This is a genomic window from Amycolatopsis echigonensis, from assembly GCF_014174495.1.
GTDB classification, from domain to species: Bacteria; Actinomycetota; Actinomycetes; order Mycobacteriales; family Pseudonocardiaceae; genus Amycolatopsis; species Amycolatopsis echigonensis.
The window spans coordinates 64,078-75,618 of record NZ_JACJHR010000042.1 but is presented as its reverse complement, the minus strand read 5'-3'; the positions used below and the strand labels follow the sequence as shown (position 1 = coordinate 75,618).

General features: G+C 70.4%; 11 protein-coding genes. 5 read left to right on the top strand and 6 right to left on the bottom strand.

All coding sequences use genetic code 11. The annotated features are described in order from the left end of the window. The 6 genes from H5411_RS26785 to H5411_RS26760 all read right to left on the bottom strand — a co-directional run. On the bottom strand, positions 1-1,312 hold a 1,312-nt coding region (locus H5411_RS26785), incomplete at its 3' end, for an ArnT family glycosyltransferase (RefSeq protein WP_376772229.1). 96 nt (positions 1,313-1,408) lie between these two features. Next, positions 1,409-2,923 carry a glycosyltransferase family 39 protein gene (locus tag H5411_RS26780; RefSeq protein ID WP_183125397.1) on the bottom strand — a complete coding sequence of 505 codons (1,515 nt, stop codon included), beginning with the start codon at positions 2,921-2,923 and terminating at the stop codon, positions 1,409-1,411. 5 nt (positions 2,924-2,928) lie between these two features. Further along, positions 2,929-3,666, bottom strand: coding sequence for an ABC transporter permease (locus H5411_RS26775; protein ID WP_183125396.1), 738 nt, complete (start codon positions 3,664-3,666; stop codon positions 2,929-2,931). Positions 3,667-3,679: 13 nt separating this feature from the next. Next, positions 3,680-4,585, bottom strand: a complete 906-nt coding sequence (locus H5411_RS26770) for an ABC transporter ATP-binding protein (protein WP_183125395.1) — start codon at positions 4,583-4,585, stop codon at positions 3,680-3,682. Between the two features lie 71 nt (positions 4,586-4,656). Then, positions 4,657-5,412, bottom strand: a complete 756-nt coding sequence (locus tag H5411_RS26765) for a class I SAM-dependent methyltransferase (RefSeq protein WP_183125394.1) — start codon at positions 5,410-5,412, stop codon at positions 4,657-4,659. Positions 5,413-5,493: 81 nt separating this feature from the next. After that, the gene (locus H5411_RS26760; RefSeq protein WP_183125393.1) at positions 5,494-6,012 is read right to left on the bottom strand and encodes a ribonuclease FAU-1 family protein; all 519 of its coding nucleotides are present in this window, start codon (positions 6,010-6,012) and stop codon (positions 5,494-5,496) included. Positions 6,013-6,120: 108 nt separating this feature from the next. Between H5411_RS26760 and H5411_RS26755 the strand changes: the two genes are divergently transcribed. The 5 genes from H5411_RS26755 to H5411_RS26735 all read left to right on the top strand — a co-directional run bounded on the left by H5411_RS26755 (position 6,121) and on the right by H5411_RS26735 (position 11,379). Then, positions 6,121-6,926 (top strand): IS5 family transposase gene (locus tag H5411_RS26755; RefSeq protein WP_246369268.1). Its coding sequence is split into 2 segments (ribosomal slippage): positions 6,121-6,466 and positions 6,466-6,926, totalling 807 coding nucleotides; the frame shifts between segments, so codons are not numbered across the junction. 72 nt (positions 6,927-6,998) lie between these two features. Next, positions 6,999-8,291, top strand: a complete 1,293-nt coding sequence (locus tag H5411_RS26750; RefSeq protein ID WP_183125391.1) for a DUF5685 family protein — start codon at positions 6,999-7,001, stop codon at positions 8,289-8,291. A gap of 230 nt (positions 8,292-8,521) precedes the next feature. After that, positions 8,522-10,681 (top strand): excinuclease ABC subunit UvrB, encoded by a 2,160-nt coding sequence (gene uvrB, locus H5411_RS26745; RefSeq protein WP_312878620.1) that lies wholly within the window; start codon positions 8,522-8,524, stop codon positions 10,679-10,681. Positions 10,682-10,708: 27 nt separating this feature from the next. Continuing rightward, entirely contained in the window at positions 10,709-10,981 is a 273-nt protein-coding gene (locus H5411_RS26740) for a type II toxin-antitoxin system VapB family antitoxin (RefSeq protein WP_183125390.1), read from the top strand. After that, positions 10,978-11,379, top strand: a complete 402-nt coding sequence (locus H5411_RS26735; protein ID WP_183125389.1) for a type II toxin-antitoxin system VapC family toxin — start codon at positions 10,978-10,980, stop codon at positions 11,377-11,379. The genes H5411_RS26740 and H5411_RS26735 overlap by 4 nt, the downstream gene beginning before the upstream one ends. Positions 11,380-11,541: the final 162 nt, after the last annotated feature.

The window sequence follows — 11,541 nt, the reverse complement described above, 5'->3', positions numbered from 1 at the left end:
CGGAGTTGTCCTGGCCGGGGGCGGGTTCGGCGGTCATGCCGTCGAAGTAGGGGGGCTCGGGCCCGTCCCGGTGGGGCGCCCCGGCCTCCCAGTCCCCGCCGGTGACGAGGGCGGTGCGCGTCCGTTCCTCCGGCGGCAACGCGCGGTACTGCGTGGCGACGGACGCGGTCAGGTCCGGCCAGCCGTACTCCTCCATCGCGTACGCCGGGCGCGGCGCGGTCGGATGCTCGACCAGCCACTGCACCGGCCACACCGGGAGCGCGTACGGGAGGCTGTAGAGCGCGGAGAGGACGAACATCGGCCACGTCGGCACCCAGCGCCACCACAACGCGGGCCGCCGGTCCTGCAGATGCACCGCGGCGGCTGCCCACAACACGCCGAAAGTGCCCGCGGCGTAGTAGAACCGGCCGTTGCCGATCAGGAAGATCGCGAAGACGCCGATCGCGGTCCAGCCGAGGAACCGGTACTCGCGCAGCCGAGCGCTGCCGAGCAGCACGGCCAGGCCGTACAGCACTCCCAGCGCACCGATGACCAGACCGGCTCCGGCGAGCAGCGCGGGCACGAACATCGCCCGGCCGCCCGCTTCCTCGACCTCGCGCGAGACCGCGTCGCCCATGCCGAGCTGCGGCCAGCCGTTCGCGGCTTGCCAGAGCAAAGTCGGTACACACGCGACAGCGGCGATCGCGGCGCCAGCCCACAGTTTCGGGCGGCGCACCAGGTCTCGCGGTCCGAAGACGAGCGAGGTGAGCGCGGTGACCGCCCAGAACCCGCCGAGCAGGAACTTCACGTTGAGCCCGACCGCCGTCGCGACGCCGAGCCACAGCAGCAGGTTGTCGTCCCGGGTGCGGATCCAGCGCACCAGCAGCCACAGCACGATCGTCCACAGCAGAGGGTCCACAGTGGACGTCGCGAGGTAGTGGCCGCTGCCGACGAACTGCCCGCAGATCGCGTACGCCGCGGCGGCGCGGGTCTGCGCCTTGCGTTCGCCGCCCATTTCGCGGGCGATGAGCGCGGTGAAGACCACGCCCGCGGCGGTCGCGAGGATCGCCGGGATCCGGAACGCGACGAGCGAGCCCGGCGCGAGCGAATTCGCCAGCCAGGCGAGGAACGGCAGCACCGGCGGCTGGTCCACGTAGCCCCAGGCGAGGTGTTTGCCCGCGGCGAGGAAGTACAGCTCGTCGCCGAAGTAGCCGTAGCGGCCGGCGGTGGCGAGGAGTACGGCGGCGGTGCCCGCGGCGAGCAGGAAGACCGGCCGCCGAGCGAACTCGGCGAGCGCGCGGTCGGGCGTGCTCGGTGCGGTGGCCGTGGTCACGGCATCCATCCTGCTCCCTGTCGGCAATCGGGGGGCTGGCCTCGCCCGGCACCCTACGGGCGAGGCCTGGCGCCGCCGTACTGCGGGTGGCGCCGGTCAGGCTCCGGTGTTCGCCAGCTCGGGCCAGATTTCCGGCCACGGCTGCCGCCTCGCGGTGGCCAGCCACATCGGAGTGCCGTCGAGCACACTCGGCTTCGCGTCCCCGGTCGTCACCGTGCCGATCGGCTCCAGATGGGCGAAGTGCCCGAGCAGCGGCCGGGGATCGGCCCCGACGAACAGCACGTCGCGGGCCGAATCGGGCGGAACGACCAGCGGCGCGTACCCGCGGTTGGGGCTGGCCGGCTCGGGCAGGCCCAGAGCCCGGCCGTAGCGGTCGAGCGCGCTCGCCGTCCAGTAGCTCTCGCCCACGATCGCGGTGTGCGCCGGGTCGGGCAGGCGACGGAACGCCTTGGCGACCGACTGCGTCCCTTCCGGCCAGCCGACCTCAGCGAACGAGAAGGCCGGTGTCGGCAGTGCCGGGTTCTTGGCGAGCCACGAATGCGGCCACACCGGCAGCGCGGCGGGCAGCATCAGCAGCGCGGAGAGCACGTAGACCGGCCACGTCGGGATCCAGCGCCACCACCTCGACGCCTGTCCGTTCTCGAGTTCCACCGCCGCGACCGCCCAGCACGGCGCGAACATGCCCGCGATGTAGTACGACCGGCCGTTCACCGCGATGAAGACCGCCGCGAGTGCGAGCGTGGTCCAGGCGAGGAAGCGGTAGGACCGCAGCTGGGGCGAACGCAGCAGCCGCCACAGGCCGTAGCCGAGCAGCACGACCCCGATCGGGACGCCCGCGAGCAGCAGCACCTGCGGGAGCCAGGACAGCCGTCCGCCCCAGATTTCGCCGACCTCGTTCGAGATCGCCGCGCCCATGCTGAGCTGAGGCCAGCCGTGCCGCGCCTGCCACACGAGCGTCGGGACCAGCGCCAGCGCGGCGATCGCGGCGCCGGCCCACAGCATCGGACGGCGCAGCAGTTCGCGCGGACCGCAGATCAGCAGCGCGAACCCGGCGACGATCCAGAAGCCGCCGATCAGGAACTTCACGTACAACGCGAGCGCGGTGACGACGCCGGCCCACAACAGCAGACCGTCGCGCCGGGTGCGGATCCAGCGGACCACCAGCCACAGCAGGACGGTCCAGAGGAACGGGTCGAGGGTCGACGTCGCCAGGTAGTGGCCGCTGGCGACGAACTGCGTGCAGGCGGCGAAGGTCGCGGCGGTGATCGCCTGCGCGCGGGTGCGGCCGCCGAGTTCGCGGGCGATGAGCGCCGCGAACACGACGCCGGCGAGCATCGCCAGCATCGCCGGGATCCGCAGGACGAACAGCGAACCGGGCGCGATCGTGTCCATCGCGCGAGCGAGCAGCGGCAGCAGCGGCGGCTGGTCCACGTAACCCCAGGCGGGATGCCGTCCGGCGGCGAGGAAGTACAGCTCGTCGCCGAAGTATCCGTAGCTGCTCGCGGTGAGCGCCAACGGCACCGCGAGCAGCGCGGCGATGCCGAACACGGGCATCCGGGCGAACGGCGCGACCGAGCGGGACGTCGTGGTTTCTTCCTGTGCCGTGGTCATCGCGATCACTCCCACCGGAAGAATCGGGCGGCGAGCGTCGAACACACGATGGCGACCACCGCGAGCGCAACGAGCGGGAGCCACTGCGGCGCGTGTCCGGCGGCGGTCTCGCGCAGGCTGCCGAGCGTCGCGCCGAGCGGCAGGACGTCGGCGACGTGCTGCAAGACCGGCGGGAGCTGTTCTTTCGGCACCCACATGCCGCCGAGCGCGAGCATCGGGAAGAACACGGCCGCGCCGATCCCGTTCGCCGCGCGGCTGCTCGGCACGAAGGCGGCGAGCAGGGTGCCCACCGAGAACAGCGATACCGCGCCGAGCACTGCGACCGCGAGGAACCCGCCCGGGTTCTTCGGCAGAGCCATGCCGAGCGCGATCGTGCCCACCCCCACGACGAGCACGATCGCGACGGCCGCGACCGCGAGGTTCACCAGCAGTTGCGCGGCCAGCAGCCGCGACGGCGGCATCGGGCTCGCCGCCAGCCGCTTCAGCACCCCCTTCTCCCGGTGCGAGGCCATAGCGCCGGGCAGCATGTACACGGCGAGAATCCCGAGCAGGAGAGCTACCGCCATCGGCGCGATGAGAGTGGCCAGGGTCGTCTGGCCGCCGAGCTCGGGGCTCGGTTCGCGCGACCCCGGCATCAGCCCGAACACCAGCAGCAACGCCAGCGGGACCCCGAGCACCACGGCGGGCGCGCCCGGATCGCGCAGGAACACCTTCGCCTCGGCGACAGTGAGCTTCGACAGCATTTCCGGTTCCCCCTCAGTCCAGTTTCCGGCCGGTCAGCGCGACGAAGGCGTCGTCGAGGCTGGCCTGGTCCACCCGCAGATCGCCCGCCACGACGTCGGCGCGAGCGAGGAACGACGTCACCGCCTGCAGTGCGCCGGAGCCCCCGGTCACCACCAGATGCGCACCGTTCCGCTCGGCCGTGAGCACGCCCGGCAGCCCGGTCAGCTCCCCCGGATCGACCGGCGCGGACGGGCGAAACCGGATGCGCTGCTCCCCGCCGACCCGCCCGACCAGCCCCGCCGGGGTGTCGATCGCGACGACGCGCCCGGCGTCGATCACCGCGATCCGGTCGCACAGCCGTTCCGCTTCCTCCATGAAGTGCGTGACGAGCACGACCGTCACGCCCTCCGCGCGGACGGATTCGACGAGGTCCCAGGTGTCGCGGCGGGCCTGCGGGTCGAGGCCGGTGGTCAGTTCGTCGAGCACCACCGCCTCGGGGCCGCCGATCAGCGCGAGCGCGATCGACACGCGCTGCTGCTGGCCGCCGGAAAGCTTGCGGTAGAAGGTGTTCCGCTGCTCGGTGAGCCCGAGCAGCGCCATCAGCCGTTCGGGATCGGCCGGCGTGCGGTACATCGCGGCGAACAGGTCGAGCACCTCCGCGACGCGCAATCGGTCGGGCAGCCGGCTTTCCTGCAGCTGGACGCCGAGGCGCTGGCGCAGTTCGCGGACGTCGCGCCGCGGGTCGAGCCCGAGCACCGAAACGGTGCCGCCGTCGGGGGAGCGCAGGCCCTCGACGCATTCCACCGTGGTGGTCTTGCCCGCGCCGTTGGGGCCCAGGATCCCGAAGATCTCGCCTTGCTCCACGGTGAACGAAACGTCTTCGACCGCCGTCTTCCGGCGATAGCGTTTATGGAGGTTCCGCACCTCGATGACCGGCATGGGCTGGGAGTCCCCTCTCGAATCGCAGCGGTTGCTGCCTTCGAGAATTCCGGCTGGAGGGGCCGGTCGGATCAGCGGAACGGCGCGACTTCCGATCCACCGGCGGTAAGCCGCGCATCCACCGATCGGTGGATGCGGAAGTAGATCATCGGGTTGTCGCGGCCGGTGTGCACTACGGTGCCGAGGCCGAGTTCGCGCCTCAGTTCGTGGAGGCAAGCGTACGCGTGTTTCGCCCGGGCACGCGCCGCGGTGAAGTACGGAGTCCGCGTTTTTTCCAGCCAGCGCACCACTTCGGCACCTTCGGTGAACGGCAGCGGGGCGGCGCGATGGAACACGTCGTGCACGCTCACCGCGGCGTCGATGTTCGGGAAGACGTCGGAGAGGTACCACCTCGCGAAGCGCGCGCCGTGATCAGCGTCGATGAAGAGGTAGTCCACATCGGACAGCCAATCGCCGGCGAGGGTGCGCGCGTCGCCCTGGCGGAACTCCCAGCGGCTCTTGGCCAGCGTGTGCGGGACGGTTGTGGTGGCGTTCCCGATGAGGTCGACCGTGGTCAGCCTGCCGGCGCCGTTGTCCGCGAGCGCGCGCAGGATCCAGCTCGTGGACCAGCCGTGCAGCGAACCGATCTCCACGACTTTCTCCGGACGAAGGTGCCGCAGGAGCAGGTAGGTGATCTCCGCCTCGACGTCGTCCAGTTGCGTCTTCATCGTCGGATGCGCGCGGCGGTGCGCGCGCTGGGCGTCCTTCGCGGCGCGAATTGCTTCGGCGTGCTCGCGATAGAGCGAGCAGACGAGATCGAGCGTCACCTGGTGTGCGGTTCGTTCCATGCCGCTGATCGTGGCCGGGCGAGCCGTCCCGGGTAATCCGGCTGACCGCCGGGCGGGGGTGGGGAATTCCCCCGTTCCCGGTTAGGGATGCCTGCGCCAGCCGAGTGTCATGTCCTTTGTGGACAGCCAGGCGTCCAGGTCGTAGCCGTGCGCGGCGAGGCCCTCGACGGCGGCGTAGGCGACTTCGAGCGCGTATTCGCCTTCCTTCTCCGGCAGCAGGTTCCCGGCGACGGCGGCGAGAAGCTCGTCGGTGTCGATCACCCGGACCGAGATCTTGTCCTTGAGCACGAGGTCGAGGTAGAGGTCGGTGGCGATCCAGCGCGGTCCGTCGCGGTGCACGCGCACCACGTCGAGGTAGAAGTCCTGGTCGCGTTCGTGGCCGGGGCTGAACCAGAAGTCGGTGATCCGCAGGCCCAGCTCCGGCAGCAGCCAGGACTCGAGGTAGTGGAACTGCGCCCGCCCCGGCGTCGGCCGCGCCAGATACAGGCCGAACGGCTCCTCGCGGAACTCCTCCACGTCGCGGCGGATGCCCTTGTTGTCGATGTTCACGCGAGCGGCCGGGTCGAACGTCTCGACCTTCGGGGGGTGCAGATCGGTCATCCGCCCATCCTGCCCTGCCCGCGCCCTCGGCGAGAATCTCCGAAACGCCGCTTAAGAGCGTGTCTCACTTGGACTATGGGTGAGGTCCGGGCATGATCGTGATCTGTGATGGACGAGTTGTCGCGGCGTCTGGTGCCCGACGAGTTATGGGCGCTGGTGGAACCGTTGATCCCGCCGGGCAAGACGCGGCCGCAGGGCGGCGGGATGTCGCGCGTCGACGATCGGGCGGTGTTCACCGCGATCGTGTTCGTGCTGACCAGCGGATGCGCCTGGCGGCATCTACCGCCCAGCTTCGGGGTCACCGTGCCGACGGCGCATCGCCGATTCGCCGAATGGACCGAGGCCGGACTGTGGCGGCAGGTGCACCAGGCTGTACTGGACGAACTGGGCGCCACAGGCATGATCGACTGGTCCCGCGCGGTCCTGGACGGAGCCTCCGTCAGGGCCAAAAAAGGGGCGGTCTGACCGGACCGAGCCCGGTCGACCGGGGCAAACCCGGTTCCAAGATCCACGCGCTGTCCGACCGCGCCGGCCTGCCCCTGACCGTCGGGATCTCCGCGGCCAACACCCACGACAGCCACGCCCTGCGGCCGTTGGTCAACGCATTGCCGGCGATCCGGTCCCGCCGCGGACCGCGGCGCCGGAAACCGGCCGAGCTGCACGCGGACAAGGCCTACGACATCCCCGCCCTGCGCACCTGGCTCCGCCAGCGCGGGATCGTCCCGCGCATCGCACGCAAGGGCATCGAATCCGCCGAGAAACTCGGCAAACACCGGTGGGTGATCGAAAGGACGATCGCCTGGCTGACCGGCTACCGACGCCTGACCATCCGCTACGACCGCAAACCCAGCCACTACCTCGCCTTCCTCACCCTCGGCGCCGCCATCACCTGCTACAAGAAACTCGCCAAATGAGACACGCTTTAAGGGCGCGGGCGGCGAGCTAGAGTTCCCGGGTCATTGGGTTCTCTTGGGGGGACACGCGGTTTGTTCGGGATCATCAGGCCCTGCCGGCACCGGCTGGCGGGGCGGCTTCACGCGGACTGGATGGCGCACCTGTGCGGCCTCTGCCTCGCGCTGCGCGACCAGCACGGGCAGTTCGCCCGGGTCGTGACGAACTACGACGCGCTGATCGTGTCGGCGCTGGTCGAAGCCCAGACACCGAGCGGGCCCCGGCGTGCCGCGGGGCCGTGCCCGCTGCGGTCGATGCGCTCGGCGTCGGTCGCGGTCGGCGACGGTGCGCGGCTCGCCGCGGCGGTGTCGCTCGTCCTGGCTTCCGCGAAGGTCGACGACCACGTCGCCGACCGGGACGGCGCTTTCGCCCGGCGTCCGGTCGCCGGAGCGGCGCGGCTCGTCGCGCGACGCTGGGCCGCGCAAGGCGGTCGGACAGGTGCCGGCATCGGTTTCGACACCGCGGTGCTGACCGAAGCGGTCGGCCGGCAGGGCGAGCTGGAACGCGCTGTCCGTGCCGGGGACTCGCCTTTGCTCGTGACCGAACCGGCAGAGCTGGCGTCGTCCGCGGCGTTCGCGCAGACCGCGGTGCTGGCCGGACGCCCCGGCAACCGCGCGCCGCTCGCCGAGGCCGGGCGGCTGTTCGGCCGGGTGGCGCACCTGCTCGACGCGGTCGAGGACCTGGCTTCGGATGCCGCGTCCGGTTCCTGGAACCCGCTGCTGGCAACGGGAACCGCGCTGGACGAGGCCCACCGGCTGTGCTCGGACGCGGTGCTCGGGGTCGAGCTGGCGCTGCGCGAGGCGGAATTCACCGATTCGGCGCTGGTGCACGCGCTGCTGGTGCACGAGCTGCGACAGGCGGTGCGGCGGGCGTTCGGACATCACCACCTGCACGGCCAGCAGCCGCCGCCCGGGTGGATCGGGCCGGGGCCGACGCCGCAGCAGTCGCCGTACGGGCCCGGGATCGGCGGGCCTGGGCAGCCGGGGGTGCCCGCGTACGGGCCGCAGCCGGGTTACGGGGCTCCGGTGCCGGGGTACGGACCTGCTGGAATGCCCGGTCCCGGCGGTCCGGACGGCCCCGAACCGCCGGAGGACCGCGGCTCGCTGGACGGCAAGGGCGGCGGTTGCTGGGTGCCGAAGTTCGCGGTCCCGCCGAAACGCCGCAACTTCTTCGCGGGCTGCGCGATCGCGACGTACATGTGCTGCTCCTGCCAGTTCTGCTGCCGCGATCCGTACCCGGGCCCCTGGAGCGGAGAACCGAACGGCAGCTGCGATTGCGACTGCGACTGCTGCGATTGCGGAGACTGCTGCAGCTGTTGCGACTGCTGAAGTTCTGACCGCGTGCACCGGGACCGGAGGTCCGCGAGGGAAGCCCGAGGGCCAGGGATTCAAGGCGGCACGATGGGCGCGTCTGTCCCAGGTCGAAGGACCTCGCGGGCCCAGGCTGGCTGTCGGGGCCAGCCCGCCGCGCCGGCGGGTTCGCGGGCAACTGGTGCCGGATCCCCAGCTCAGACGGGCCGTAGCGGAAATTGTCGGTGCCCCGGCCTACCCTGGTTCTCGTGGCTTTCGCAACCGAACACCCCGTCCTCGCCCAGTCCGACTTCCGCCCCGTCTCCGAGGTGCCTCGCGCCGGCGGCCGGTTCGAGGTCGTCAGCGAGTACCAGCCCGCGGGCGACCAGCCCGCGGCGATCGACGAGCTCGAACGCCGGATCAAGGCGGGCGAGAAAGACGTCGTGCTGCTCGGCGCCACCGGCACCGGCAAATCGGCCACCACCGCGTGGCTGATCGAGCGCGTCCAGCGGCCCACGCTGGTGATGGCGCCGAACAAGACGCTGGCCGCGCAGCTGGCCAACGAGCTGCGCGAGCTGTTCCCGCACAACGCGGTCGAATACTTCGTCAGCTACTACGACTACTACCAGCCCGAGGCGTACATCGCGCAGACGGACACCTACATCGAGAAGGACTCGTCGATCAACGACGACGTCGAGCGGCTGCGCCACTCCGCCACGATGAACCTGCTCTCGCGGCGCGACGTCATCGTGGTCGCGTCGGTGTCCTGCATCTACGGCCTCGGCACGCCGCAGTCGTACCTCGACCGGTCCACCAAGCTGGAGGTCGGCGGCACGGTGGAACGCGACGTGCTGCTGCGCGCGCTGGTCGACGTGCAGTACTCGCGCAACGACATCGCCTTCGCGCGCGGCACGTTCCGCGTCCGAGGGGACACGGTGGAGATCATCCCGGCGTACGAGGAGCTGGCGATCCGCGTCGAGTTCTTCGGCGACGAGATCGACAAGCTGTACTACCTGCACCCGCTCACCGGCGACATCGTGCGCGAGGTCGACGAGGTCCGGATCTTCCCGGCCACGCACTACGTCGCCGGGCCGGAGCGGATGGAGAAGGCGATCCGCGGCATCGAGGCCGAGCTGGAGGAACGGCTGGCCGAGCTGGAGAAGCAGGGCAAGCTCCTGGAAGCCCAGCGGCTGCGGATGCGCACCGCCTACGACATCGAGATGATGCGCCAGGTCGGCTTCTGCTCCGGCATCGAGAACTACTCGCGGCACATCGACGGCCGCGGCCCGGGCTCCGCGCCCGCCACGCTGATCGACTACTTCCCGGAAGACTTCCTGCTGGTCATCGACGAATCGCACCAGACGGTGCCGCAGATCGGCGGCATGTACGAGGGCGACATGAGCCGCAAGCGCAACCTCGTCGACTACGGGTTCCGGCTGCCGAGCGCGGTCGACAACCGGCCGCTCACCTGGGAGGAGTTCTCCGACCGGATCGGGCAGACGGTGTACCTGTCGGCGACGCCGGGCCCGTACGAGATGGGGCGGACCGGCGGCGAGTTCGTCGAGCAGGTCATCCGGCCCACCGGCCTGGTCGACCCGAAGGTGGTCGTGAAGCCCACCGAGGGCCAGATCGACGACCTGGTGCACGAGATCCGCGAGCGCGCGGACAAGGACGAGCGCGTCCTGGTCACCACGCTCACCAAGAAGATGGCCGAGGACCTCACCGACTACCTGCTGGAGCTGGGCATCCGGGTCCGGTACCTGCACTCGGAGGTCGACACGCTGCGCCGGGTCGAGCTGCTGCGCCAGCTCCGGGCGGGCGACTACGACGTCCTGGTCGGCATCAACCTGCTGCGGGAGGGCCTCGACCTGCCCGAGGTGTCGCTGGTCGCGATCCTCGACGCGGACAAGGAAGGCTTCCTGCGCAGCGGCACGTCGCTGATCCAGACCATCGGCCGCGCCGCGCGGAACGTGTCCGGCGAGGTCCACATGTACGCGGACAAGATCACCGATTCGATGCAGTACGCGATCGACGAGACCGATCGCCGCCGCGCCAAGCAGATCGCGTACAACGAGGAACGCGGCCTCGATCCGCAGCCGCTGCGCAAGAAGATCGCCGACATCCTCGACCGCGTCTACACCGAAGCGGAGGACTCGGAGGAGTCGGTCGCGGTCGGCGGCTCGGGCCGCAACGCCTCCCGCGGCAAGAAGCCCGAGCAGGGCGACCGCGTCCGCAGCTCGGGCATGCTCACCGACAAGAACGTTTCGGGGATGCCGCGCGCCGAACTGGCCGACCTGATCCAGCAGATGACCGACCAGATGATGCAGGCCGCCCGCGACCTGCAGTTCGAACTGGCCGCCCGGCTGCGCGACGAGGTCGCCGATCTGAAGAAGGAACTGCGGGGGATGGACGCGGCTGGAATCAAGTAATTACACCATCGCAGGTACCATTACACCATGGCGATGAACATCAAAGATCCGGAAACGGAGCGTCTGGCGGCCGAGGTGGCCGAGCTGACCGGCACCACGAAGACGGGCGCGGTTCGTGAATCGCTGCGCATGATGCGGGACCGGCTGGTCGCGCAACGGCGTGCGGAGCAGAACGCGGACGAGTTCGTGCGCTTCCTGCGGGAGGAGATCTGGCCGCAGGTTTCCCCGGAGAACCGGGGGAAGCCGATCAGCAAAGCCGAGCGTGAGGAAATCCTCGGATACGGGCCGGGTGGCGTGTGATCATCGACAGTTCCGCGATCGTGGCGGTGCTCATGGACGAACCGCGGGCGGTGCCGATCGCCCGAGCGATCGGCGGCGCTGAGGAATGCCGGATCGGGGCGCCGACCCTGGCGGAGGCCTCGATCGTGCTGACGCACAAGGAAGGCGAGCGAGGCGCCACGCTGCTGGCTTCGTTCCTGCAACGGCGCCGGTTCGACATCCTCACGTTCGGCGAAGCGCACTGGCGGACCGCGCAGACCGCGTTCCTGCGGTATGGCAAAGGCAGGCATTCCGCCGCGCTGAACTTCGGCGACTGCCTCACCTACGCGGCCGCGACGGTCGCTGGCGAACCGCTCCTCTGCGTCGGCGACGACTTCTCGCACACCGACCTCGAGCTGGTCAAGCTGGAGGAGGGCTGACGGTGCCCGGCAGAAAAGAAGCCCCTGACCGGGGGTGCGCTCCAGACTGAGGCACCCCCGGTTCCCGGACCCTCGCTTCGACTTTCACAGAAACATGCGGCCGTGGCAATGGGTGCGAGGGCAGAACTGAGGCAAGAAAGTCTCTCGTCCCAGGCGGACGCG